The organism is Bacillus cereus group sp. N11 (assembly GCF_016483605.1).
In the GTDB taxonomy this organism is placed as follows: domain Bacteria; phylum Bacillota; class Bacilli; order Bacillales; family Bacillaceae_G; genus Bacillus_A; species Bacillus_A toyonensis.
This window is the reverse complement of sequence record NZ_JAEHBN010000031.1, coordinates 25,331-48,760: the sequence shown is the minus strand read 5'-3', so window position 1 is coordinate 48,760 and position 23,430 is coordinate 25,331. Positions and strand designations below refer to the sequence as shown.

Sequence of the window (23,430 nt, the reverse complement as noted above, 5' to 3'; positions counted from 1 at the left end):
AATATGCTAGATGGATAAATCATACCTTTTTCTATTTTGCTAATTTGACTTTGTGAACATATTCCATGACATAATTCGGATTGTGATATGTTTTTTTTAATTCTAATTTCTTTAATGGTAATACCCAAATCGTAAAATTCCATTTTTTCACCTACTATTTAGCAGTTTATTAGTATACGAATATTCGCTAATCTTTAATCTAATGTAAAATTAATATATTTGCAATTGTTGTTTATTTTCAGGGACTTACTGTTTCTATAAGATGGTGAAGCTTTTTTATGTACAAAAAAAAGACACCCAAAGGTGCCTTCCTCCGACTTGAACCACTTTAATTTTAATAATATGTATTGGACTCCCATCCAAATATTATTTTACCATGTTAAATTGTTTTGTTCATTGATGGGGATTATCATATTGCCATTAACCTAAGAGTACCTATTACCTATTATTGTTATAAATATTATTCTGCCTAGGATTAATAAGAAGAGATGAAAAAACACCTTCACAGGTGTCTTTTTTCATTATAGAAATATCTTAAATAGGACTCTTTTTAATAGTCTAATCGCAAAACCTTTGGATATTTTTAGGAATTATAATCAGGGTTTTATTTTCTCTCTATGAATTCACATAATTTTCAAATATTATAACTTCACATTTTAAGATTTGGTATATAATGAAGGCAACCCGTAGTTAGAGTGTTTGCTCCGATTCAAATTATGAGATAGTTTGTTTCACCTTTTTTGCATTATCTAAAAAAGAACTTGTAGGGATTCCTACAAGTTCTTTTTGTGTTTTATTTTAAATAACCTACAATTTTTTAAATAATTAAAAGGCATAAGCTCAGTTTTACTTTTTACCAGTAATATGCTCTTAATTTTATCTTTCTTGTCCATCTGTTTGATTGGCTTGGAACTCCATTTTTAGCGCAATACTATCCCCTTGGAACACGTTCTGATCTGTGCCGTTATCTTCAAATACAAACCTTATCCAAAACCAATCCATTTTCCCAGGTTTTAATCCCCCTGTTTCAGTCCACTTAGAATGAAATACTTTTTTGGAGGCAATCTCTGGGCTTTGTGATTTTAGTTCTGCAAGAGTTGTCTCGTATACAGGGCTTTTCGCAGGATCCCAATCCAAAAGAAATTGTACTTTAATATGTTTACCGAAATCTTCTGTAGTGTTATTTTGTTTTAAATCGTTTACAGTATAGTCTATTTTCATCATGATATCTTTAATATCTAATGTACCACTATTTTTTAAATTGAATTTCTTTAATATTTTGTCCCCAGGTTTTAAATTTTCTAAGTTAAGTGAAGTAGTTGGTTGCATAGCTAAATCCAATGTACCTGCAGCAAATGCATTATTTGTCACCACTTGATCGCTAAAATATGCATATGTTCCCCCACCAATTAAAGATAAGCCAAGAGCGGCTCAAACCACTCCAACACCTAATTTCTTTTTCAATGACATTTTTTGTTCCTCCCATATCATTTTTATAATCTTTCTCCCTAATCAACCGAAAAGGTCCCCTTAATACAGATATACCATTAATTGCGAAAAAATTACATTAAAAGCAAAAAATTCCTTATTGAGAAAATTATGTTATTATCTATCTTCTGTAAATGAAACGTCCCAAAAATAGAAAAGTTGAATTTATAATTATCAAAACCTCTGCCAAAAACAAATTAATATTAATACCCTTTATAAGATGCACGGAAGTTTTTGATGATATTATCGATAAGTCGTCGAGGAGAAATTAACAAATAAAGGCTAACATACTACTATAGGGATACAGCCGAGATATGTGTAAAAACAGGTCATAGTCTGACTTTTATTTTTAAATAATTGGAGTTGCTAAGGAATTAGAAGATTTAACACCAGAAGAAAAAGAAGTATTGATGATGTATGAAAACGATTCAAAGAGTAACTCGCCATAACTAAACATCCTTCCAATTTAAACGATGAAAGGAAAATGATACACACATTTAGGCATTCATTTTAATAGATGCCTAAATGTGTGTTAAGGAGCATAGAAATGTCGGAATTCACTTCTCGTTTCACTTATGAATTTAAAGATTTCGCCACTCATCACATGCCTTGCGAATATTTTCACGCATATTATTTGTAATTTCTAGTCTGTCATTTAAGAAAGTATCTCTCTGTGAGATTATCTCATTTTTAGCACTCAAATAGAGCCTTTGAATAGATGTAGAATTTCTACCAGCTTCGGTTAATCTATAACGTGGGATACCTGGAGATTCTGTGTACCATAGTGGATCTGTTAGTGATATAGGATCAGAATCATATATATGAACCTTTGTGTCTAAATTTTCATCCCATTCATCTACAAAATTAAACCTGTATTTGAGTGTAGGATAAGAATTAGAAGAAGTAGGAGCTGTAATCATATCGTAGAGGCCACTATTAGCATACATTGCATCACCTACACTTACATTTGTAAAGTAAACTAATTTGTCACCACGTGGTTCACATAAAGCAGCATACTCATCCCCACAACGACTTAAAGTAGCTTTATACCCAGAGTCAATTTCACTAAGAGCTTTTATGTCAGTTAGATGCAAAGTACAAATGTAAACAAGGGCTGTTATACCTTCAAACGTTTCAAAACGTACTAAATCTGATACTAAATCTGAACCATCGTCATATATGCCGTGTAAAATATTTACATCACCGCTCTCTGGATAGCCCTGAAGACGTCTCGCAATACTGTCACAATTAGCTACATAGTGATCTAAAAAGGCTTGGTCAATTATTTTTTTAACCCTATCACAAATTTCTTCTACTGCTTGTTTCACCGCTTCTTGAGCACTATCTTCTGATGGAAACATTTCGCTTATTATTGCTGTACCTATTGAAGAACCCAAAGAACTAGCTCCTATTTTTAATATTTTCTGCCAGTTTAACTCGTCATTTATCATAATGAACACTCCTTTATAATTAGAATGCTCACCATCATTTCAGTTTTATACATTTTTTATACCCTTATGCATTTTGGACACAGTTTAAGATGTTTGGTGTATATCAATATATGAAATTACCAGTGTTTCAAGAATCGGCTTTACCCCTATACGATAGCCCTCTTCAACAAATATCTACTGTATTTGCACATGTGGACACGTGGACATTTGTACAAGTTCACATTTACACATGTGTAAATGTGAACTATAAACTTATCGCTAGAAACAAAAATGAATTAAATGATATATGCGCTACTATTGGCACTATTATATCTCCTGTCTTTTCATAACTCCTAGCAAATAGGCATCCGTTTACAAAATAATGGAAGAAGAACCAATCAAAATGCACAGCTGCAAATATTGATTTTATAAATAGAAAGAATATTTTATATAAAAATATAATTACTGTAAAATGAATGATGAATATTACAAAGTTAGGAATACTTAAGGAGGTAATTAAATGGGAAAGGGAAAAATTTTATGTGTTTCTGTATTATCACTTGTTTTACTGTGTTCCTGTCAGAGTAATACAGAGGAATCCAAGAGTGAGGGTTCAAAAGTCATGGATGTAGTTAATAATACTGTAAATAAAAAATCCTTTATTAGTGCTGCTATATGGGACGAAAATACAAGAAGGTTAGATATAGAAATTGCTGATACTGAAGATTCATCTAAAGTAAAAAAAGAAATTAGTAATCGATTAAAAAATCAAGGGATTAAGCCGTACACAATCAATATAAAGGAACGGGATATGAAGGTTGTGGAAAAAGAGAAAATATGGAATAAAGTTACTGGTTCTATTTCGGAAAATATATTTACTAAAAATGAGTATAAGGGGTCTGAGATTCATCAAATGAATATTGAAGTAGAACAGCCGTATATTCTGACTATAAATACAAAAATTAGTAGCGCTGATCCAGGTGCCAAAGAGTTTGGGAAGAAATTAGAAAAAGAAATTACTGATTCGTTTAAAACAAAAGAAGTAAGCAAATGGATTGGAGGCGACTCTTACACTATCGAAATTTATAGTAACGATAAACAAAGAATTAACTTATAAGGTGCCAAGAAAATGGTACGCCATCTTATCTTTTTTGTTTTTGGGTTTGAAATATAAAAAAGAGAATCCTTATAATAAGGATTCTGCAACAGGAAAGAACAAATATATTATTCAATCTAAGACAAACTTTATTCTTCTATGTCTCTTATGCCATTTATTGTCATACCAAACTGCTCGAAACCATATAATACACCATTTAAAGCCGTGTCGCCCTTTTCTACATCTCCTTCGTCTAGAGCTGCAAACAAGTCGCCTAATGCCCGTAGAAATGTCTTATTAGCATCTATAAATTCAATTTTAAAATAACTGTACTTTTCAGGCGGTTTAAGGCCTACTAACTTCTCTGCCTCTCCTTTCACTATATTAAACTGTGCTTTTAATTCGTCTTTATTTGTTCGTAGAGTTTCATCTTTTTCAACTATTGGTTTCGTAGCTTTTACCGCAGCTATGAATTTATTAGCCTGTATTTCTACTTTTTCTTGATACTCTTTCATACTATTAGGTTTCGTAGCGTCAGACACCTTGTCTTTCTCTTTATTTACTTCTTCTTTCTTCTCTACCTGAACTTCCTTTTTACTTGTTTCTTCCTTCTTTGTTTCCGCTTCTTTTTGTTTCTCTAACTTGTCTTTTTCTTCGTGTATTTTATCTACGTCTTTAATTACAGTAGCTATTGGGTCCTTATTTGTTGTTCCAGACTCGCTATCACTTGCTGAAGAGTCATTATTTGTTCTTTTATCTTTATCTTTTTCCTTCTCCTTCTCTGTTTCCTTATAGTCTGCTACTTTTACACTATCCTCTTTTTTCTCTTCCGCTATGTCCTTACTTGCACAACCTACACCACTCATCAACATTACTGGCAGTGCAACTTCTAATAACTTACGCTTCATTGTAATTTACCCCTTTGTTTCGTGATTGTTGTTTCTTTTCTTCCAACTCTTTCTTTTTTGTTTCGCAATCATTTCATCTACGAAAATCGTTTTTAACCTTGAGACTTTTCCTATAGAGAAGTAGCATCTATCATAATGTATACTTCTTTTTAAAAGTATTGTAATTTATTAACATATGAAACCATATCATAAATTACGTAAATAAGATATACAAATTTTCATCTTTAAGAGGGACCTTGCCATGTTACAAATAAAAAGGATCCGATATGAATATCAGATCCTTTTTCACTATATATAATTATTTCACTGCCTCTTTTAATTCTTTTCCAGCTTTAAATGCAGGCGCCTTAGAAGCAGCAATTTGCATTTCTTCACCTGTTTGCGGGTTACGCCCTGTTCGTGCAGATCTTTCACGTACCTCAAATGTACCAAATCCAAGAATCTGTACTTTCTCTTCATTTGCAAGAGTATTTGTTATTGCGTCTAATACAGCTTGTGTCGCTGTAGCAGCATCCTTTTGTGTAAGTTCTGCTTTATCTGCTACTACTTTTATTAATTCTGTTTTATTCATTTTCTGCACCTCTTTATATGTAATTAGGGACTATTATAACGTGCCTATACTCATGGTGCAATAAATAACAGGTTGTACTGATATGCCTCACAAGTGTAATCGTCTATTTTCAATATTTTAAGAAGACAATCGTTATAACTCCTCCTTATTGTAAATCCTAAAATATTTATTGTTTATATTATTTCATTGTTATATAATACTAAATGTCTTTACTTATATGCGATTACGATATATCATAATTAGAAAAAGGGATCTTTCGGGATTCCTTTTTTCTATTAAAAATAAAAAAGCAGCAGGTTGGCTCTCCAGACATATTCCTACACCTAACGGTAATTCCTTTAAATCATTTTATTACAAATCTGTTCATCTGTATGTAAAATTATAAATAATCTCTAATATTTTGAATCGAGGTGACAATCTTGAGAAGTTTTAGTTCATTATTAATCTCTACTATCTGTTCAGTACTCCTTATCATTTGGAATGCCTATTCCTTCTATGACGGATTCACAATGGGGCGCACATACTACTGGATTAATGGCATTGCAACTGTTATCTTCCTTCTATTTTTCATTCTAAACATGCGAGATATCAACAAGAAAAACTATAGAATTTCAGAATAATAGGAGTTGATACATATGTGGAAAAAAATCAAAAATTATAGATTGAGCTTAAATGATTTAAAGTTCATGCTATGGTTGTTCAGTATAACTTGTTTTATATACAGCTACAATTTCATTACAGGATTAGCCTTTTCTCACAAATTCCAAATCTATGATTTAGGTGGTGCTATAGCTACATTCGCCGCATTTATGGATTCTAAAAATAGGATTAAAAATAAAATTTATAAGACAGCTTAAAAAGGGATCTTTCGGGATTCCTTTTTTCTATGCAAAATAAAAAAACATCCTAATTAGATGCTCTTCGCTTATCCCTTAATACAATTCTACTGTTAAAATAGCCACCCCAAATCCGATACATATAACCCCTATTAATATGAAGAGAAATCGAAAACCCCATAAATCACTAATTATATCTACAATGCGTACCAGCACTATAATTATAAAATCTTTAATTCCACGATCATTTTCTTTTGCTTTTCTGACTCCATCAATTATAGTTAGGCAAACACCTAAACCGATTAGCATAAAACCCAATACAAGCATTCATATATCTTCTTTTTTCTTTATATTACCCTAAAAGGATATAAAGTGTCAGAGTTGCCTCTTTATAAAATAAAAAAGAAGTGGATTCGCTACTTTAATTCTTTAGCCTTAGCATAAATAGTAGTGCGTGGGACACCTGTCATCTTTGAGGTATCATTGACACCCAAACTATTTACTAATCTGTTGAAAAATAAGTTCATAGCCTGTTTTACGTGTTTTTCATCTTGACCACGCCCCATATTGTTCCCTTGCGCCTACGCTCTTCCTCGGCCCTCTGTTGTTCTTTCATTAATCCAGTTTCTTTCAAATTCAGCAATAGCACTTAGCATTGTAAACACGAGCTTTCCAGAAGGTGTAGAAAAGTCGAGTTGATCCTTTATAAATACAACTTATATATCTCATTCCTTTAATTCTTTTACAATTCTTTGCAAATCAAATGTAGAACGTGCTAATCGATCTACCTTGTACACAACCAATTTATCACCTGAACGCAAATATTCTAACACTTTCTTTAATTCTTAACGATGACTTTTCGCCCCACTCTGCTTTTCAGTAAATATTTTTGTACAACCTTATGTTTCTAGTTTTTCACTTTGCAATCCTAGGTCTTGTTCTCTTGTACTAACTCGTACGTGTCCCACCACTTCCATAAAATCATCCACTTGATACTGTCTAAAAGTTATAAGTGTTTTATACATTTCATTTCAAACTAACTTTTAGATAGTTAAGCAGGACATTCATTTATTTTCGTTCGTTGTGTTCGTTTATTTTGTTAGCTTTCCTTAACAACAAACAAGACGCCACCCAAATCACGGTGGCGCCTACAATAATTCCTATACACTTAATCAACTTATTTATCCTCACGTCATTTATTTCTTTGCTTCCATACCCCATTCTCTTTACGATAAGTATTCTTTCCATTCATGAAGTCAGCTGTATTACCAGGAATGCTATATTTCTTATTCTTTTTCTTAGCCTTCTTCTTCAGCCTCTTCTCTTCTTGAACAGCTTGCAAATCCGTCTTCCATTGTTTCAACAAATCCTTTTCACGTCGCATCGAATTTGTACCTCTTAGAGTAAAATATGCATCCAATAATTAGATTCTTCCTATTTATATACTCATTTAACCCAAATGTCCATTTTGTTCAAAATAAAAAGAGTACCCATCATTAGGTACCCTTAAACAAATAAGTATGGCGCTCCAAGTTTCACCTCATATGATAACTCGTCCCACGAATTCATCATATGCTTGTCTTATTAGAATGTTCACTAGTTTAATGTGTAATTTCTATATAACAAAAAAAAGCACCCGTTTGGGATGCCTTTCTAGTTTCATTTTAAAAATACCTCTTTATCATCCGTAATAAGTTGCTGACTCTCATCATCATTATCAATTTCTTTTCTTAAGTATTCAAGGGTAATTTCGATTTCCTCCTTATTCTCATAATAAATCCCTTTTGTACTTTTAATTTCTTGGTCTAATTGTCTCTCTCTGTCTTGAAGCGGATTGATTTCTGCTCTTACGAAAAGTTTTTTCCTTTCCCCTTCAAACTTTTCACTCACTTTTTTTAGAATTTCAATTTTTTTCATCAGAGTAAAGGATTCAAGTTCTCTTTCTCTTTCCACCTTTACAATCGCTTTATACTTTTCTATTAATTTTTTTTCCCAATTTAATAATTCATCAAAAATATATTTATCCATCTCCTAATCCCCTCCAAATTAATTTATTCGATAAGAGTCATAAATATCCTTTTATTAGAATAAATTAATTATACATTTGAAATAGAAAGCCTAAATAGGATGTGAGAAAATAAATAAAAAATTCACTATTAGTTCAAGGCTGAGCACTTTCAACCTTCTCCAAGCCACCGCATCATGTAATTTTTTAGCTCTTATTAGCTACGCGCTTTACGTTCGGTGACTAGGAGAAGACTAAGAATTTTCTCGTTTATACTCCATAGAGTTGGCCAATACTTTGTCTGTCGCATAGCCTTCACTGACCTATAGTCTTTACACAATGTGATTATATCCAAGACGTATATCTTTTAACCTTGTAAAATAATATTTGGATGGGAGTCCAATACATTTTATTAAAATTAAAGTGGTTCAAGTCAGAGGAAGGCATCTTAGGGTGTTTTTTCTTTATGATTTTACACAAATAAAAAAGCCCCTTTATAAGAGGCTTTTTATAATAAATAGATTTTATTAATTAATACCATCCTTCAAAATAACCTGTCCATGTACCATCCCTTTCTTGCCATGCGTCTTTCAAGTACCACGTGATTCCATATAGTACAGTTGTGCTCGGTATAGAATTTCTTGATAGGTACCCTGTTAATTTAATATTTTTCTTATCTGCTGCCATAGTAATCTTGTCTGTCTTTGCACTATCAGTATTAGGTGTTGCAGCCATCGCTCCACCTGCACCAGATAGCATAATACCAGTTGCTAATGTTCCAACTACTAATTTCTTGAACATAAAAATTCCCCCTCAAATATTTTTATAACTTGCACCTTAAATATACCACTTTTTCAAATTTTGTAAATATTTTGAATTTGTAGAAATATTTATTTGAATCTTATTAATATTGGTAATTCATTTTATCAAATGGGAAATAGAGGAATTTATTATGATATGTAATAATGCATGATCACTCAGCAAAAGAATGTGATAAACTCTAACCACCTGTTCTATTTTTTTCAGTTATCTTAGAAACCTTACTTCTTATTTACCCAATTGTGGGGACGCTTTATAGCGTCTTTTTTTTATTTTCAAGAAGACTTGCTCAATTCATTCTTAAATACATAAGGTAATGTGAACCCATTAAATTACATGAAATGACCCCTAGTTTTCCCCTCTGATCTAAAGGAGGCACTATTGTTATGGGATATGGTGGTAGTTGCGGCGAAGGCTGCGGTTTCGCTGGAGGATTTGCTTTATTAGTTGTATTATTTATTTTATTAATCATTATCGGATGCAGTTGCTTCTGCTAAAAAACTATTGGAAAAGGCACCTTAGGGTGTCTTTTCTTTATGAATAAGAGATACGTGGGAAAAATATTTAAGTTTGGATGCCTAGGCATTATAGCTTTATTTGTAATCGGAATAATTGCTATGATCGCTGGTGGCGGAGATTTAACAGAAAAGACTTCAACAAACACTAAAGCGGTATCAAAAGAAGGGGTATCTTCTGATGTGAAAATCTCTGTCGGATCTATGGAAACAGTAGATTCTGTGGGTAATGAATACTCAAAAGAACAAGCACAAGGTGTCTTTAAGATTTTAGAAGTTATACTTACTAATAATCAAAAAGACGCTATCACTGTTGATACTAACAGCTTTAAATTGGTAGATAACAAAGGTCGTGAATTCACATCTTCAGTACAAGGTCAAACATCTTTTGACTTAGCTAATGGTGGTAAAACTGACTTCTTCTTAAAACAATTGAATCCTGGTCTAACACAGACAGGTAAAATTGTATTTGATATACCAAAAGATGCTGCAGGACCTTTCTTAAAAGCTAGTGGCGGTATGACAGGTGAAGAAATTAAGTTAAAAGTAGAATAGTAAAAAGGTACTCGAAAGAGTGCCTTTATTTTTTCACAATGGCCAACATTACTAAACGTGGTAAAATAATATTCGGATGCGAGTCCAATACATATTATTAAAATTAAGATGGTTCAAGTCGGAGGAAGGCACCTTTGGGTGTCTTTTCTTTATTTTCAAAAGGACCTGCTCAATTCATGCGTAAAAACATACAGTAAATTGAATCCGTTAAAATACATGAGTGAACCCTTGTTTTACCCTCCGATTTAAAGGAGGAACTATTATGGGATTTGGTGGTAGTTGCGGCGGAGGCTGTGGCTTTGCTGGAGGATTTGCTTTATTAGTTGTATTGTTTATATTATTAATCATCGTTGGAGCTGCTTGTTTCTGCTAAAAAAACTATTAGAAAAGGCACCCTTATCTGGGCGCCTTTTCTTTTTTGGATACAGACCGCAAAACGGAAAAAACCACGTTAAGCACATTTCGACATAAAAACAAGTAATTTTAACAACGCCAAGAACATTTAATGCAACACTATTTAAAATAAGATTAAAATGATTTAAAAACTCTTAGCGTGGTTTTTTCCAAAATGCTGGTGATGGCTCATTAAATAATTGGGATTAGGTTGAGGAATTACTAGAACGAGGTTTATTAGAGGAATTTGCTAGGTTATGGCTTTGACTCGGTTTTTCTAAAGAATACATTTGGATTATTCAGCCCATTCAACGTATTACGATTATCACTCCAGGCATGAAGCAGAGACTGTCGAGGACCTGTAATGACTTGATTATAGTCAGCCATATAACAAGGACCAACACCAGGATCTTGAGGTGGTCTAGTAATAGTTACTGGAGAAGATGGATTACTTATTACTGATTCTGGATTTAAACCTCTAGTAACAGAGAAAGTTTTCTTAAATATCCCGAATGTTCCGTTGCCAATTCCACCAACTCCCGCTGGATCATTAAAACGATTATATTGAATATGCGCTCCTTTAGCATTGGCAGCTACTGAAGGGAAAAATGCAAATGGCAGACCCTGCGTGATATTCACTGGTTGTGACCAAGTTGCCCCTTGATTTCTGCTGAATGCCAAAAAGATATTAATATCCCCATTAACTGTACCACCATTCCATACAGCATAAATAGTGCCATCAGGTCCAATGGAAGCTTGAGGAAATTCATTATTCCTGATATCCCTTTGAGCATCTACAAAAATAACTGTACGGTTAAACCCGGGTTCACATGGAACAACATTGTTCGCTGCAGCAGCGAAAGGTGTTGTAGAAACTGCTACGTCCGTATGCACTGGAAAGGTGTGTCCACCGTCAGTTGATTTTCTCATTCGAATTGTCCTATTGGCCTGCTTTAATAGTAGATTGTTGTTTGGTATTACTGCATAAAATACATAAATAACCCCTTGCTTGTCTACTATCACGTATTCTCCTTCTACAAATGTATTAGCACTTGGAGGAGAAATGATATCTATATCGGTAATCAAAGGATTTAAATTAACACCGGTTGTATATTTTGAGAAACGAATTCGTCCTAGATTAGTAGTGAAATCTTTCCAAACGATATACAGTGCCTCTTGTCCTGGTCTAGTTCTATCAGTTCCTTCTGTAATCCACTCTTTATCTTGAGAGAAGTTACCATTTTGAGGGTTTTGTCCTCTCCCGACGACTTGCGGCGGATTCATTGTAATCGTTTTGTTCGGATTAATCATTCCAGTTGATACACTAATTACGTCTTGTTGAGTGCCTCCGACAACTTCTTGTCCAATCTGACCATATTGAACTACCCCCACTTTCACTTCGTTTAGAAGAGGGGGATTCCTAAGTAAAGAGTTCTATCGAACTCTAATTTATTAGGCTAGCTCCACAGTCCTTGCGGTTAGAAGCCTTATCGCTTCATTCTTTAGATTAATACTTGCGTTAATATCCCTATCATGGTGTGTAAGACAAGAAGGGCAGTCCCATTTACGTAGGTTTAGATTTTTAACGTCTTTATTTTGATATCCACAACAAGAACATAATTGGCTGGAAGCAAATGTTTTCGATACGACAATGACTTGTTTGCCATACCATTTTGCTTTATATTCCAACATGGTTCGAAACTGTGACCAAGATACTTCACTAATTGCTTTTGCTAACTTATGATTCTTTAACATATTCGATACTTGCAAATCCTCTATACCGATAACATCGTGGCTTTTGATGATTTCAGTCGAGATTTTGTCCAAGTAATCTTTTCTAGCATTTGTCATGTATTCATGAATTCTAGCTACTTTTACTCGTTGTTTATTCCAGCGAGAAGATCCTTTCATTCTTCTAGAAAGAACACGCTGTGCTTTCGCCAACTTCTCTTCTAATGACCGAAAAAACTTCGGATTTTTATAGGTTGTTCCATCTGATAAAATGGCGAAATCTTTTAGTCCCACATCCATTCCAATGTAAGATTGTGTTTTCGGAAGTTCTTGTACTTCTGTTTCAGCTAACAATGACACAAAGTATCTGCCGGAAGGGTTCCTTCTAACTGTAGCATTTACAATACGTCCCTTTACTTCGCGACTCTTGGCAAATCGAACAAGACCTAGTTTCGGCAGCTTAATCTTTTTTCCTACAATGGCAATGTTTTCATTTGTTTGTTTTGTGGTGTAAGATTGTACGTTGTTTTTCTTAGATTTGAAACGGGAGGCACTAGTTTGTTTTTTGAAAAAGCGTGTATACGCATCCGCAAGGTTGCGAACAGACGACTGAATCGCAATACTATCCACTTCTTTGAGCCAAACAAACTCTTTCTTCATGGCAGGAAGTTTGGCAGAGCATGTACCATAAGTCAAACCTTTTCCTGTTTCTCTGTATGCATTATCCCATAGAGATAGGAAGTGATTGAATACAAAACGAGAGCAGCCAATCGTTTTTTTGATTAGGATCGCTTGTGCTTGATTTGGATAGATACGAAATTTATATGCTTTATTGATCATCATTCGTTTCACCTCCATTTCGATATGTGTCTATCATACAACAAACATACATTCTGTAGGTAGTGAAGTAACAGTTTATGCATGTCGAACAATTAAGATGGCTTCCTGCCATCTCTTGTCCGAAGCCAATTCATCTCCCACCTACTCACTTCGCGTTCCTTGAGGAAGGAGTCTTCTTGGCTAAAATGATAAAATATTCCTTTTTTATCTACAGCTATTACAGGATCTCCGTTGTTGACTCCCCCGGGATTTGTCGGTATTGAACCGCCATCAGTCCAGGTCTTACCTAAATCTTTTGAAAAAGCAAATCCAGAGAAACTATTTCTCGTAAATTCATCATTTGAATCATTAAATCCATAGAGAATGAAATCTTTAAAATGGGCTAGGCTTGTCTCACTTTGAGTTATGTTAGGAAAATTAGCTATATCACTGGCAGAATTATTCACTTGTACTTCTTTATTATTTGGTTTTGGAGGTTTTGGAGGTATTGGAGGTATTTTAACCACCCTTTCATTATTATTTTTCAATATATAATATAAAAAAATGAAAAGGGGTTTGTATCTTTTTATTATATTCCGAAAAATTCTTAACATTTGTTCTTATAATTTGTTTTTTCTAAGTAGGGGTACCGCAAACACTGACCTATCCTTACTAAACTCAATTAGGAAGAAACAAATCGCTCCCATCTTTTCTGCTTTCTCTAAGTAGTCCAACTGGTGCTACGCAATATTCTTTAAATCAAATCGTGTTGTGCTCTCTGTAGACTTTGTTTCAAATGCAATAGCTCGCCCTTTATACACACCGTCATAATCTACTGTACTTTTAGCTTCATAGAAATCATTTAGTACACGACCCCCTAAGCTTTTTAATACCTTCACAGGAGTTGGGTGCTTGTTTATAAGTGTCACTCCACCTCTTTGATACATTTCATTCGCTAGATTGATAAGCTTCTCAAAATGCATTCCTCTGTATCCTATTCCTATTATTAGTCCTCACTTTCTATTAAAAGGATTATTTTATTAACTTTCTACAAATGGTAATTAATATATAATTAAACTATTCAAATATTAGGTGGTGAAGCAAATGACTGATACAATCCGCATTGTTCTTTTCACCCTTGTAGGAATAAGTGCCGTATTTTCTGTAATTAAAGAATTTCAAAAACCAGAGAAGAGAATATTTTGGATTACATTCGAAAATTTAATTCTAATCGGGGCAGCTTGGATGTTAATAGGGCTTCTCACGTAACCTACATAATTAGTCAATCCCCTGAATAAAACTCAATATTCCGTCAACAATGTAGATGACATTAGATTTTTCTCCTTTCCCCCTTGGAGATGAGCAGTTAGCTTTTGCTAGCTGCTCTTTTGTGATTCATCGTCACATTATAATGAAATGGTCATATATTATCTCGAAGCAAAAAACCCTAATTTATTTTTCAGTATCTCACTTTTCCCTTAAAGAGCACTTTTTAAAGGTGCTTTTTTTGGGTTCCCCAGAATAAAACTTAATATTTCGTCAATAATATAGATAGGCGATGGCCATAACTCATTTAATGAAGTCCCTAACCTTTCTCCTTTCCCCCTTTTGGAGAACCAGCCGAGCAGTTAGCTTTTGCTAACTGCTCTTTTATTGTAATTTTCCTCTGTATATCTTCTTGATCTGCGCTTCAGTGAATCCTTCATATACCGCAAACACTTCAGGGAACTCACTTAAACACAAAACAATGATAGTATTATCTGTCGTTCGTATATAGAATTACTTAACTAATTCGATGTAATCATTGTGTAAATAATAACCCTTAATCTCGTGATGATAGTTGTTAGCCTTCAAGTAAAATAGCATTTTTTTAGTTCTACTACAGTCAATACATATAAACAACTATATATCAGGGAGTTAAAACGTTATTGTGGTTCTCATATAGAATCACATACGACTTTTTCTCTGCTTAAGGAGCTCTTACTTAGTAGTAAGAGCTATTTTTTATTCAATTATCATTGTCACTTCTTCTCAATCTACAATTCGATATGCACTATTACATATTTTGTATATTTGATTTATAAACATGAGATAATTGTTTTATAAGAATGTACAAAGTTAATATTGAAGGGAGAGTACTAAATGTCTTTCTTTTCTTGGGCTCCTCTTATTTTCTTAATAATTGTTGCAATCATCATTTCTGTTAAAAGGGCTAAGAAACAATAACTTTATTTAGTTACAACAATTTATTACTAGGAGGTGTAATTATGTCATTTGCAGCCTGGAGTGCGATCTTTATGACTTTAATCGGTGCAATGTCTGGAGCAATCTTTGGTACAATTTCCTCTAGAAATAAGAGCAAAAATACCAATTAAAAAACCTAATAATAAAACTCAATATCTATTTTAGTGACAGCTGATACGGCCTTAACATTTCAGCTGTCATTTTTTATTCAAATTACGCTTTTGTTCACTTTGTTGATACATTTACGAAACATTCATATGTTATCTTCAGTACGTTCTATTCTTTTTATAATATCGTGTGAAGTATACCAGACCGAGAATCCCTAGCCCCCTAAGTCTAGGGATTCTTCATTTAAATACGGATTTATACACTTTTATTCTTTTCATAAACTTTCATATTTATTATACGTAATATATAAATTTATGTTAAAATATCTTTATGAAACATCGCGTGTTTCAAATACAACATTTTTTGATGACCTCTTATCTTTCCGTAAGAGGTCTTTTTTTAATTAACGTTTTTGTTTAATTTATATTTAAATAGTTCATTTTCATACAGACTGCCCTTATATGCTATACTCATTCTTAAATAATTGTATAAGGAATGTTAAAAATGGATGATAGATCATCAAGACAATGGAAAATGCGACAAAAGTTAAAAGAACTGAAAACAAAAATAGAAATGATACAAATTTCAAAATAACCGCCATTAATCTATAAAACTGGGATATACCAATGAATAAGCATTCAAACGAATGCGGACTGCTAAAATTCGATTATAAAACTATTTCTCTGTAGAAAAATAAAGAAGGGCTATGATCGGAAAAGCGATTCCTATCCATAATGTTAGGCTCCAACCACCTAAGGCATATGCCCATCCTCCAAGAGAGGAACCAACAGCACCTCCTAAAAAGAAAATAGCCATAAATAGCCCGTTTAGTCGACTACGAATTTCTGGATCCAATGAGAAAATTAAACGTTGACTAAGCACAAGGTTTGCAGATACTCCCATGTCCAACAGAATTGCAGCAATTACTAAAACAGCTATTCCGATGGGCGAACTACCTTGAATAATAAGTGGTAGTAATAAAGAAATAATAACAACAGTGAGAGCTATCCCAGTGGCGGATCGTGTCCAGCCAAAATCAGCTAGACGACCACCTATTGGAGCGGCTATTGCACCTGTAATTCCGACAAGTGCATATAATGCTATGGCAGTCTGAGAAAAATGAAAAGCAGGACTAGACAATAATAATGGAACAGTGGTCCAGAATAAGCTGAAAGCCCCAAATACACAAGAATGATAAATTGCGCGACGGCGTAAAATTGGAGTAGTTCGTAGTAGTTGCCACATTGAACTAAGTAAGGTAGTATAATTTGTTTTTTCCGTTGGTTTCCTAGTAGGGAGTACTTTCGATAATACAAACGCCAAAACAATGATTACAGTAGCAGATAAAGCAAATATTGCATTCCATCCCCAGATATCAGCTACTAGACTAGATATCGGACGCGCAAGCATAATACCTAATAACAGGCCACTCATGACATTACCAACTACACGACCGCGTGCATCTTCCGATGAAAGGTATGATACAAAAGGTACGAGCACTTGCGCTGCAACCGACCCCAATCCGATAAAGAATGAAGCTACTAACAACAAGATTGCGCTCTTTACAAAAACTGTGGCAGTTAGAGCAACTGCACTTAGAATTAACAATATAATTATCAATTTTCTATTCTCAACAATATCCCCTAAAGGTACAAGAAATAGTAAGCCAACAACATATCCAATCTGAGTTAGTGTTACAATTAATCCAGCGCTACTATTAGAAAGCCCAATTACATGACTAATTACCCCAATTAAAGGCTGGGCATAATAAAGATTAGCCACAATAATACCACATGCAGTTGCTAGAAGAATGATTAAACCCGATGAAATCTCCTTATTGATTGCTTTATTTTTAAAATTAGACATATCTATTTCCTCCCATACTTTTATTTCAAAATTACTGAATCGCCTTGGTAAGAACTACATCACTACCATTATTCTAAATTGAGCCTGAACTACTTTCCGTTCTTCTTTCAAAAGATCCAATTACCCCACTTTTTTATTCCCCTTTTCTAAATTTTTTTTAGTAATTCACTTTGTGGATTTGGAAACCTGTTTAAAGACCTTACCATTATAAGTTGCTAGGTAATTAATAAACTAAACGTTCAGTTTACTAATTACCTAAAATATATACTAAACGTTCAGTTTTGTAAATAGGCTATTTTATTATCCGTTCATATTAAGTATACTAAACGTATAGTTTAGGTTTTTGAAAGGAATGATTAATGTGCAAGGTAAAAGAGGTCGACCACGTAATATCGAAACCCAAAAGGCTATCCTTTCTGCATCCTATGAGTTATTACTGGAAAGTGGCTTTAAAGCAGTCACAGTTGATAAAATTGCAGACCGTGCTAAAGTTAGCAAAGCTACGATTTATAAATGGTGGCCAAATAAGGCTGCTGTGGTAATGGATGGTTTTCTTTCTGCTGCTGCTGCCAGATTGCCTGTACCTGATACAGGTTCAGCATTGACTGATATCTTAACTCACGCCACAAGTTTAGGCAGTTTTTTAATAAGTAGAGAAGGCACTATTATTACTGAGTTAGTTGGCGAAGGGCAATTTGATTCGAAACTGGCAGAGGAATATCGTGCTCGCTATTTCCAACCACGTCGCCTGCAAGCAAAGCAACTTCTGGAGAAGGGAATTAAACGAGGCGAATTAAAAGAAAACCTCGATGTTGACTTAAGCATCGATCTCATCTACGGACCAATTTTCTATCGTTTGCTAGTAACAGGTGAAAAGTTGGATGAATCCTATGTGCATGACTTGGTAATAAATGCATTCGAAGGAATACGATTGAAGTGATTAATATTCAAATAAGTGTTTAGAATCCCCATTCCCTCCTATGCGGATGCAAATTAAATTAACTTGATAAATAAAGTGTTTTATGTTTTTAAACTGATGTATATGGAGTGATCTCCTATATACATCAGTTTAAAAATTGATAATTACTCTAAAAGGATCATCATGAAAATAATTTTCTTTATGGGATATTTATAATATCTTAACTTGATTGACATAGTTTATATTTTGGATTGTGAACTACCCGCCACTTAACGTCCTAACGGACTGTTTGAAGTGGTGGCTTCTCGGTTAGTCGTTACTTTTGATAGCTAACGAATTCGTCCTAAGACAGCCGAGCTAACTCCCTTGTTCCAAGGGTTATTTTATTGCTATCTATGCTAACGCCAATAGGCGTATTGCTTCATTTTTGATATTGATAGCTGCGTTATAATCTCTATCGAGATTTACACTGCATGTACAAGAATATACTCGCTCAGACAATGACATATTTTTCACATTTCCACAACTGCTACATGCTTTTGTGGAAGGAAACCATTTGTCTATTTTCACAAGCTGTTTTCCTTGTTCATTTAGTTTATAAGCTAAGAAAGAAGTGAACATACCCCAACCATTATCAGCGACACTTTTCCCAAAATGAAGTGCTTGTGACATTCCTTTCATATTTAGATCTTCAATAGCTACAACATCAAAATGAGTAGCTAACTCTTTAGACTTATGATGAAGGAAGTTCTTACGTTGGTTCGCTACTTTTTCATGTAACGTAGCTACACGGATACGTTGTTTATTCCAACGAATAGAACCTTTTGTTCTTCTTGATAATACTCGTTGTGCCTTTGCTAATTGGTCTAACATTTCACGATAGAACTTAGGATAATTGGCTCTCTCATCCTCAGAACTGACGTATAATTGATCCATCGCAAAGTCTAATCCAACAACTGTTTCTACTTCTTTTTGTACGATCTCTTTTTCGTATTCAGTCAAAATGGACACATAGTATTTACCAGTAGGTGTCATAGAAATCGTACATGACTTGATTATATGGCCTTGTGGTATTCCTCGATGCTGTTTGATACGTACCATTTTCAGTTTTGGCAATTTGATATGACCGTTAAGCAACATAATATTTCCGTTCACTACATTCGTTGTATAAGACTTTCTGTCTTTTTTGCTTTTGAATGTTGGGAAGTCATTTTGACCACTAAAGAAATTCTTATAGGCAGTTTGCAAGTTTAGTTGAGCATTTGCCAAAGCTAATGAATCAACTTCTTTTAACCACTCAAATTCTGCTTTGTATTTTGCAGGAGTGGGAAGCTTTTGTTTCTTTAGTTGATCCTTATCATCTTTATGTTTTTCATACGCTTCTTTCCGTTCAGCTAACATTCTGTTATACACGAAACGTACACAACCGAAAGTTTTACGCATAAGATGTGCTTGGTCTTCTGTTGGATACAAACGGAATTTATATGCTTTATTCTGCTTTGTCATATCATTTCACCTCACTTTTCACTTTGATTTTCAATATATGTTTTTACTACGTCTATTGGCGAACCACAAGTAGTTAGCAAGCAAAAACTTCTTGACCAAAACATCTCTTTCCAAAGTTTCTTTCTTAATTTTGGAAAGTCTCTCTTGATTAGTCGAGAACTTGCACTTTTATAAGCATTAATAAATTTTGTCATTTCTGTATTAGGGTGCGCCTGGAACAAAATATGAACATGGTCTACATCATGATTCCATTCAACTAATGTCATGTTATAGCTTTCAAATAGTCGAACAAACATATCTTTTGCATAGTCTGACATATCATCAAACACATCTCTTCTGTATTTCACGACCAACACAAAGTGATAATACAACGAGAATACTGAATGGTTATTACTATCTAATTTCATTGATATACCATCCTTTATAATTTATAAGACTGATTATATTGGAGACAAAATAAAAAGCAAAACCTTTTGGCTACGCCAAACCGAAATTCATTTCCCACCTATCGTTAGGCTATACCATTCACACGCTTGAGGAAGGAGAATTGTTTCGGGGAATTCGTTAAATCAGCCCCATCTAATTCTCAATTATTCATTTCTAACCAAGAATTCTCATATTCTTTTTAATTAAAGACGGCCACTTTTTTATAATTTTCATAGTCGATATATCCACACTTCTTAGAAAATAAAAAAGACAGGGAATCAATCCTAGTCTTTTTCATAACCGCAGTCATTTTTTTCTTCATATTCTATTACCATAACCAAAAGCGGTTGGCCTTGTTCACGTTCCATGAACCCGCTTGGTGTTATTTCTTTAACTACTTTCCCGTAATTAGCACAATACTTCAAAAAGCCATTCACTTCTTCATCTATTCTTAATGCATCAGCAATAACAGTTCTAATTTGTAATAACATAATAACTCCCTCCCAATAATTTTTTATTTTAAATATGTAATCTCAGAAATTCGAAATCCATCTATTTCTGGTACATATTTAAATTCCAGAATTAAGTCGTTTTATTTTACCAAAAACAATCCTTTTTTTATTTTTTTAACAGTTCTTGGTTTTTCATAATTAAATTGACTTGGTTTACTTTCATAAGTAACTTTGTAATTCTTATTTATACTAAAATAGTCTTATGTAAATCCATCAGCTAATTCTGCAATAGTTACATGATTTCCTAAAAACATTTCTAGTTCTTTTTTATTTTGAAAAATGGTTAAGTGGCCGTTCTTATCAATATCATCAAATATTAATTTGAATTGCCCTCCTAGGTTATTAATCACATTTTGTGATAATTCAACTTCAAACAAACAATCGTATTGAATTTTATATTTCAAATCTTCTACTTTGATTGGAGTTAAAGCATTTGTTTGATGTTTGTTTTTTATAAAGGTGTTATAAAAAACAAACATCATAGCTAAAAAGCCTAACAATAAAAACAATCTCTTAATCTTCATCCTTTCACAATGTAATGTTCTCCAAAAAACGCAAAAAGGCCCTTTTCAGAGTTATATTTTCAGAGAAAGTAAAGTTAAAATACTTAAACTATCTTAGAAAATCGAAACCCCGAAAGGGCTATAGTAGTTATAGATATAAAAAATTGAAATTTAAAAAGGTATACTTAATTTTAGCAAATTCCATCCACAAAAACAACAATATTCTGAATATTAAATTCGTTAATTTTATAACAAGATAATTCTACGCTATAAACCATTCGATAGGGTACATTTAATTTTTTGTCGTTATGCTAAAATTTTATTTAGCTACACCATTAGAATTTGATACAAGTAAACCATTACCTTGCTCTTTAGAAATTGTTCCTGCAGTTTTCTGTTCTGGTTTTTGTTCTGGTTTTTCTTTCTCAAGAACTACCACGTTAACTTTCGCCGTTGAGCTGTTACCTGCCTTATCAGTTGCTGTTACTTGAACTGATATCGTACCTGGCTTACTTGTATCATACGTCCCTACTATTACTACTGGACTTGGATCTTTATTATCTGTTACACTCACTAAACTTCCTGGACTTAATTTATCTCCCACATGTACGGTTACACCTTGTTTCACTGTTATTACTGGTGCTTCCGTATCCTTCTCTTCTTCTTTTTCTACTACGTTAACGGTTACCGTTGCAGTTGAGCTGTTACCCCCATTATCAGTTGCCGTTACTTGAACTGATATTGTACCTGGCTTACTTGTATCATACGCTCCTACTGTTACTACTGGGTTTGGATCTTTATTATCTGTTACTTCTACTAAATCTCCTGCATTTAAGCTATCTCCTACATGTACAGTTACACCTTGTTTTGCTGTAATTACCGGTGCTTCTGTATCTTTTTCCTCTTCTTTTTCTACTACGTTAACGATTACTGTTGTACTTGAACTATTTCCTGATGCATCTGTTGCCGTTACTGTTACTTGAATTTCTCCCGCCTTACTTGTATCGTAATCTCCCACTGTTACAACTGGATTTGGATCTTTATTATCACTTACTTCTACTAAATCTCCTGCATTTAGACTATCTCCTACATGCACTGTCACACCTTGCTTCGCTGTGATTATTGGTGCTTCTGCATCTTTTTCCTCTTCTTTTTCTACTACGTTAACGGTTACTGTTGTACTTAAGCTATTTCCTGATGCATCTGTTGCTGTTACTGTTACTTGAATTTCCCCTGCCTTACTTGTATCATACGCACCTACTGTCACTACTGGATTTGGATCTTTATTATCTTTTACTTCTACTAAATCGTCTGCACTTAGACCATCACCGGCATATACTTTCACACCTTGTTTTGCTGTAATTACTGGTGCCACTGTATCTTTTTCAGGTTTCTCTGGTTTTGTTGTACCACCATCGTTACCATCACCGCCTGTTGGTGGTTTTGTACCTCCTCCGCCATTATTACCATCGCCGCCTGTTGGTGGTTTTGTATCTCCTCCGCCATTATTACCATCGCCGCTTGTTGGCGGTTTTGTATCTCCTCCGCCATTATTACCATCGCCGCTTGTTGGCGGTTTTGTATCTCCTCCGCCACTAGAGTCTCCAGAAGCTGGTGGCTTTTTATCATTATTAATTGGGGGTATTGAATTATTTGCACTAGCAACTCCATCATTGATATTTAGATCGCCACCAAATACAAAGTTCTTACTGTCCTTATTATCCGAGACAGAAGGATTGTTTGTTGCGGATGCTATTGAAGTATTTAAATCTGAAAAACGATTATTTGATTTATCACTGTCAATAACTGATGCTAGATTTCTATCTGAATTTATAGCCGCGGTCCCAATTGAATCCGTTAAATCATCAAATTTCTTTTTGGTTTTGTTATTTTCAATGATTCTAGATAAATTTTGATCTGAGCTACGTTTTGCATTATCAATGATTTCATCAAAATCATTAGTATTTAAATTCTCAGTTGTTTCATCCTTACTTTCATCTTTCTTCTTTTCTTTTTCAGTATCTTTTTTCTTTTTAGATACTGATGCTGTTTTGGTGCTCTTTTTTTCCGAAGAAAACAGCGAGCAGCCTGAAACTACCCCAACACTTAGGGTAGTAGCAGTAGTAGCAAGTAAAACTTTCTTAAAAATTTCCGAATAATCTAATGGCACAATCAATTCC

24 protein-coding genes and 9 pseudogenes are annotated in these 23,430 nt (G+C 33.8%); 10 read left to right on the top strand and 23 right to left on the bottom strand.

The genetic code is table 11. The features are described 5' to 3' along the window. The 4 genes and pseudogenes from JDS98_RS28750 to JDS98_RS28735 all read right to left on the bottom strand — a co-directional run. The coding region (locus JDS98_RS28750) for a helix-turn-helix domain-containing protein (RefSeq protein WP_141506657.1) at nucleotides 1–143 on the bottom strand (143 nt) is incomplete at its 3' end. Nucleotides 144–876: 733 nt separating this feature from the next. Then, nucleotides 877–1,470, bottom strand: a pseudogene (locus JDS98_RS28745) (TasA family protein). A 599-nt stretch (nucleotides 1,471–2,069) separates the two neighbouring features. Next, complete coding sequence (locus tag JDS98_RS28740; protein ID WP_098911847.1) at nucleotides 2,070–2,939, bottom strand: hypothetical protein; 870 nt, start codon at nucleotides 2,937–2,939, stop codon at nucleotides 2,070–2,072. A gap of 244 nt (nucleotides 2,940–3,183) precedes the next feature. Further along, nucleotides 3,184–3,354 (bottom strand): annotated as a pseudogene (locus JDS98_RS28735) (CPBP family glutamic-type intramembrane protease); the annotation flags it as partial. An 84-nt stretch (nucleotides 3,355–3,438) separates the two neighbouring features. On the opposite strand from JDS98_RS28735, the gene JDS98_RS28730 reads away from it, so the two are divergent. Then, a complete protein-coding gene (locus JDS98_RS28730; RefSeq protein ID WP_098911848.1) occupies nucleotides 3,439–4,035 on the top strand; it encodes a DUF4030 domain-containing protein in 597 nt (198 codons plus the stop codon). A gap of 128 nt (nucleotides 4,036–4,163) precedes the next feature. Here JDS98_RS28730 and JDS98_RS28725 read toward each other — a convergent pair whose 3' ends face one another. Then, nucleotides 4,164–4,922, bottom strand: coding sequence for a hypothetical protein (locus JDS98_RS28725; RefSeq protein WP_199634589.1), 759 nt, complete (start codon nucleotides 4,920–4,922; stop codon nucleotides 4,164–4,166). 298 nt (nucleotides 4,923–5,220) lie between these two features. Continuing rightward, a complete protein-coding gene (locus tag JDS98_RS28720) occupies nucleotides 5,221–5,493 on the bottom strand; it encodes an HU family DNA-binding protein (protein ID WP_001043917.1) in 273 nt (90 codons plus the stop codon). 419 nt (nucleotides 5,494–5,912) lie between these two features. Here JDS98_RS28720 and JDS98_RS30420 point away from each other — a divergent pair, with 419 nt between their 5' ends. Together JDS98_RS30420 and JDS98_RS28715 are read left to right on the top strand one after the other, a co-directional pair. Further along, nucleotides 5,913–6,113, top strand: a complete 201-nt coding sequence (locus tag JDS98_RS30420) for a hypothetical protein (RefSeq protein WP_098158569.1) — start codon at nucleotides 5,913–5,915, stop codon at nucleotides 6,111–6,113. Nucleotides 6,114–6,128: 15 nt separating this feature from the next. Beyond that, nucleotides 6,129–6,350, top strand: coding sequence for a hypothetical protein (locus JDS98_RS28715; protein WP_098711930.1), 222 nt, complete (start codon nucleotides 6,129–6,131; stop codon nucleotides 6,348–6,350). A gap of 75 nt (nucleotides 6,351–6,425) precedes the next feature. Here JDS98_RS28715 and JDS98_RS28710 read toward each other — a convergent pair whose 3' ends face one another. From JDS98_RS28710 to JDS98_RS28690, 6 genes and pseudogenes are all read right to left on the bottom strand, one after another. Continuing rightward, nucleotides 6,426–6,656 carry a hypothetical protein gene (locus tag JDS98_RS28710; protein ID WP_098711929.1) on the bottom strand — a complete coding sequence of 77 codons (231 nt, stop codon included), beginning with the start codon at nucleotides 6,654–6,656 and terminating at the stop codon, nucleotides 6,426–6,428. Between the two features lie 89 nt (nucleotides 6,657–6,745). Then, nucleotides 6,746–6,895 (bottom strand): hypothetical protein, encoded by a 150-nt coding sequence (locus tag JDS98_RS30835; protein ID WP_371399373.1) that lies wholly within the window; start codon nucleotides 6,893–6,895, stop codon nucleotides 6,746–6,748. Nucleotides 6,896–6,910: 15 nt separating this feature from the next. Continuing rightward, nucleotides 6,911–7,162: pseudogene (locus JDS98_RS30830) on the bottom strand (recombinase family protein). 359 nt (nucleotides 7,163–7,521) lie between these two features. After that, nucleotides 7,522–7,713: a hypothetical protein gene (locus JDS98_RS28700; RefSeq protein ID WP_098145910.1), complete on the bottom strand. Its 192-nt coding sequence runs from the start codon at nucleotides 7,711–7,713 to the stop codon at nucleotides 7,522–7,524. Nucleotides 7,714–7,988: 275 nt separating this feature from the next. Next, nucleotides 7,989–8,357 (bottom strand): hypothetical protein, encoded by a 369-nt coding sequence (locus JDS98_RS28695; RefSeq protein ID WP_098145912.1) that lies wholly within the window; start codon nucleotides 8,355–8,357, stop codon nucleotides 7,989–7,991. Between the two features lie 508 nt (nucleotides 8,358–8,865). Next, on the bottom strand, nucleotides 8,866–9,135 hold the full coding sequence (locus JDS98_RS28690) for a lysine 2,3-aminomutase (protein WP_098157533.1): 270 nt from the start codon (nucleotides 9,133–9,135) through the stop codon (nucleotides 8,866–8,868). A gap of 404 nt (nucleotides 9,136–9,539) precedes the next feature. Here JDS98_RS28690 and JDS98_RS28685 point away from each other — a divergent pair, with 404 nt between their 5' ends. The 3 genes from JDS98_RS28685 (at nucleotide 9,540) to JDS98_RS28675 (ending at nucleotide 10,596) form a co-directional block, all read left to right on the top strand. Further along, nucleotides 9,540–9,650: a YjcZ family sporulation protein gene (locus tag JDS98_RS28685; protein WP_000540371.1), complete on the top strand. Its 111-nt coding sequence runs from the start codon at nucleotides 9,540–9,542 to the stop codon at nucleotides 9,648–9,650. Nucleotides 9,651–9,704: 54 nt separating this feature from the next. Further along, nucleotides 9,705–10,223 carry a DUF4352 domain-containing protein gene (locus JDS98_RS28680; protein ID WP_098711922.1) on the top strand — a complete coding sequence of 173 codons (519 nt, stop codon included), beginning with the start codon at nucleotides 9,705–9,707 and terminating at the stop codon, nucleotides 10,221–10,223. Between the two features lie 262 nt (nucleotides 10,224–10,485). Then, entirely contained in the window at nucleotides 10,486–10,596 is a 111-nt protein-coding gene (locus JDS98_RS28675) for a YjcZ family sporulation protein (protein ID WP_000505679.1), read from the top strand. Nucleotides 10,597–10,871: 275 nt separating this feature from the next. Here the strand turns inward: JDS98_RS28675 and JDS98_RS28670 are convergent, their stop codons facing one another. The 4 genes and pseudogenes from JDS98_RS28670 to JDS98_RS28655 all read right to left on the bottom strand — a co-directional run. Next, nucleotides 10,872–12,008 carry a sialidase family protein gene (locus JDS98_RS28670; protein ID WP_242481000.1) on the bottom strand — a complete coding sequence of 379 codons (1,137 nt, stop codon included), beginning with the start codon at nucleotides 12,006–12,008 and terminating at the stop codon, nucleotides 10,872–10,874. Nucleotides 12,009–12,068: 60 nt separating this feature from the next. Then, nucleotides 12,069–13,190, bottom strand: a complete 1,122-nt coding sequence (tnpB, locus tag JDS98_RS28665; RefSeq protein WP_199634588.1) for an IS200/IS605 family element RNA-guided endonuclease TnpB — start codon at nucleotides 13,188–13,190, stop codon at nucleotides 12,069–12,071. Nucleotides 13,191–13,336: 146 nt separating this feature from the next. After that, a pseudogene (locus JDS98_RS30660) lies at nucleotides 13,337–13,675 on the bottom strand (exo-alpha-sialidase); the annotation flags it as partial. Between the two features lie 132 nt (nucleotides 13,676–13,807). After that, nucleotides 13,808–14,170, bottom strand: a pseudogene (locus JDS98_RS28655) (Holliday junction resolvase RecU); the annotation flags it as partial. A 100-nt stretch (nucleotides 14,171–14,270) separates the two neighbouring features. Between JDS98_RS28655 and JDS98_RS28650 the strand changes: the two are divergent. Further along, complete coding sequence (locus JDS98_RS28650) at nucleotides 14,271–14,435, top strand: hypothetical protein (RefSeq protein WP_098712072.1); 165 nt, start codon at nucleotides 14,271–14,273, stop codon at nucleotides 14,433–14,435. Between the two features lie 381 nt (nucleotides 14,436–14,816). Here the strand turns inward: JDS98_RS28650 and JDS98_RS30825 are convergent. Further along, a pseudogene (locus tag JDS98_RS30825) lies at nucleotides 14,817–15,032 on the bottom strand (hypothetical protein). A 319-nt stretch (nucleotides 15,033–15,351) separates the two neighbouring features. Between JDS98_RS30825 and JDS98_RS30655 the strand changes: the two are divergent. Both JDS98_RS30655 and JDS98_RS30910 read left to right on the top strand, forming a co-directional pair. Further along, nucleotides 15,352–15,541 (top strand): annotated as a pseudogene (locus JDS98_RS30655) (hypothetical protein). A gap of 481 nt (nucleotides 15,542–16,022) precedes the next feature. Continuing rightward, nucleotides 16,023–16,102, top strand: a pseudogene (locus tag JDS98_RS30910) (CDI toxin immunity protein); the annotation flags it as partial. Nucleotides 16,103–16,193: 91 nt separating this feature from the next. Here JDS98_RS30910 and JDS98_RS28645 read toward each other — a convergent pair. Continuing rightward, a complete protein-coding gene (locus tag JDS98_RS28645; RefSeq protein ID WP_199634587.1) occupies nucleotides 16,194–17,384 on the bottom strand; it encodes an MFS transporter in 1,191 nt (396 codons plus the stop codon). A 352-nt stretch (nucleotides 17,385–17,736) separates the two neighbouring features. Between JDS98_RS28645 and JDS98_RS28640 the strand changes: the two genes are divergently transcribed. Further along, on the top strand, nucleotides 17,737–18,324 hold the full coding sequence (locus tag JDS98_RS28640) for a TetR/AcrR family transcriptional regulator (RefSeq protein WP_106081045.1): 588 nt from the start codon (nucleotides 17,737–17,739) through the stop codon (nucleotides 18,322–18,324). 372 nt (nucleotides 18,325–18,696) lie between these two features. Here JDS98_RS28640 and JDS98_RS28635 read toward each other — a convergent pair whose 3' ends face one another. The 5 genes and pseudogenes from JDS98_RS28635 to JDS98_RS28615 all read right to left on the bottom strand — a co-directional run bounded on the left by JDS98_RS28635 (nucleotide 18,697) and on the right by JDS98_RS28615 (nucleotide 23,420). Beyond that, nucleotides 18,697–19,809, bottom strand: a complete 1,113-nt coding sequence (locus JDS98_RS28635) for an RNA-guided endonuclease TnpB family protein (protein WP_199634586.1) — start codon at nucleotides 19,807–19,809, stop codon at nucleotides 18,697–18,699. Between the two features lie 11 nt (nucleotides 19,810–19,820). Beyond that, nucleotides 19,821–20,216, bottom strand: coding sequence for an IS200/IS605 family transposase (gene tnpA / locus JDS98_RS28630; RefSeq protein WP_199634585.1), 396 nt, complete (start codon nucleotides 20,214–20,216; stop codon nucleotides 19,821–19,823). Between the two features lie 303 nt (nucleotides 20,217–20,519). Next, nucleotides 20,520–20,726, bottom strand: coding sequence for a hypothetical protein (locus JDS98_RS28625; RefSeq protein WP_061530031.1), 207 nt, complete (start codon nucleotides 20,724–20,726; stop codon nucleotides 20,520–20,522). 23 nt (nucleotides 20,727–20,749) lie between these two features. Continuing rightward, nucleotides 20,750–21,271 (bottom strand): annotated as a pseudogene (locus JDS98_RS30650) (peptide ABC transporter ATP-binding protein). A 298-nt stretch (nucleotides 21,272–21,569) separates the two neighbouring features. Next, nucleotides 21,570–23,420: an adhesin gene (locus JDS98_RS28615; protein ID WP_199634584.1), complete on the bottom strand. Its 1,851-nt coding sequence runs from the start codon at nucleotides 23,418–23,420 to the stop codon at nucleotides 21,570–21,572. Between the last annotated feature and the right edge of the window lie 10 nt (nucleotides 23,421–23,430).

What these genes read in the sequence shown, in the direction of transcription:
- JDS98_RS28685 (WP_000540371.1), top strand. Translation starts at nt 9,540, where the DNA reads ATGGGATATGGTGGTAGTTGCGGCGAAGGCTGCGGTTTCGCTGGAGGA.
- JDS98_RS28725 (WP_199634589.1), bottom strand. Translation starts at nt 4,922, where the DNA reads ATGAAGCGTAAGTTATTAGAAGTTGCACTGCCAGTAATGTTGATGAGT.
- JDS98_RS28675 (WP_000505679.1), top strand. Translation starts at nt 10,486, where the DNA reads ATGGGATTTGGTGGTAGTTGCGGCGGAGGCTGTGGCTTTGCTGGAGGA.
- JDS98_RS28695 (WP_098145912.1), bottom strand. Translation starts at nt 8,357, where the DNA reads ATGGATAAATATATTTTTGATGAATTATTAAATTGGGAAAAAAAATTA.
- JDS98_RS28720 (WP_001043917.1), bottom strand. Translation starts at nt 5,493, where the DNA reads ATGAATAAAACAGAATTAATAAAAGTAGTAGCAGATAAAGCAGAACTT.
- JDS98_RS28635 (WP_199634586.1), bottom strand. Translation starts at nt 19,809, where the DNA reads ATGACAAAGCAGAATAAAGCATATAAATTCCGTTTGTATCCAACAGAA.
- JDS98_RS28740 (WP_098911847.1), bottom strand. Translation starts at nt 2,939, where the DNA reads ATGATAAATGACGAGTTAAACTGGCAGAAAATATTAAAAATAGGAGCT.
- JDS98_RS28730 (WP_098911848.1), top strand. Translation starts at nt 3,439, where the DNA reads ATGGGAAAGGGAAAAATTTTATGTGTTTCTGTATTATCACTTGTTTTA.
- JDS98_RS28625 (WP_061530031.1), bottom strand. Translation starts at nt 20,726, where the DNA reads ATGTTATTACAAATTAGAACTGTTATTGCTGATGCATTAAGAATAGAT.
- JDS98_RS28710 (WP_098711929.1), bottom strand. Translation starts at nt 6,656, where the DNA reads ATGCTTGTATTGGGTTTTATGCTAATCGGTTTAGGTGTTTGCCTAACT.
- JDS98_RS28650 (WP_098712072.1), top strand. Translation starts at nt 14,271, where the DNA reads ATGACTGATACAATCCGCATTGTTCTTTTCACCCTTGTAGGAATAAGT.
- JDS98_RS28715 (WP_098711930.1), top strand. Translation starts at nt 6,129, where the DNA reads ATGTGGAAAAAAATCAAAAATTATAGATTGAGCTTAAATGATTTAAAG.
- JDS98_RS30835 (WP_371399373.1), bottom strand. Translation starts at nt 6,895, where the DNA reads ATGGGGCGTGGTCAAGATGAAAAACACGTAAAACAGGCTATGAACTTA.
- JDS98_RS28640 (WP_106081045.1), top strand. Translation starts at nt 17,737, where the DNA reads ATGATTAATGTGCAAGGTAAAAGAGGTCGACCACGTAATATCGAAACC.
- JDS98_RS28645 (WP_199634587.1), bottom strand. Translation starts at nt 17,384, where the DNA reads ATGTCTAATTTTAAAAATAAAGCAATCAATAAGGAGATTTCATCGGGT.
- JDS98_RS28700 (WP_098145910.1), bottom strand. Translation starts at nt 7,713, where the DNA reads ATGCGACGTGAAAAGGATTTGTTGAAACAATGGAAGACGGATTTGCAA.
- tnpA (WP_199634585.1), bottom strand. Translation starts at nt 20,216, where the DNA reads ATGAAATTAGATAGTAATAACCATTCAGTATTCTCGTTGTATTATCAC.
- JDS98_RS28690 (WP_098157533.1), bottom strand. Translation starts at nt 9,135, where the DNA reads ATGTTCAAGAAATTAGTAGTTGGAACATTAGCAACTGGTATTATGCTA.
- tnpB (WP_199634588.1), bottom strand. Translation starts at nt 13,190, where the DNA reads ATGATGATCAATAAAGCATATAAATTTCGTATCTATCCAAATCAAGCA.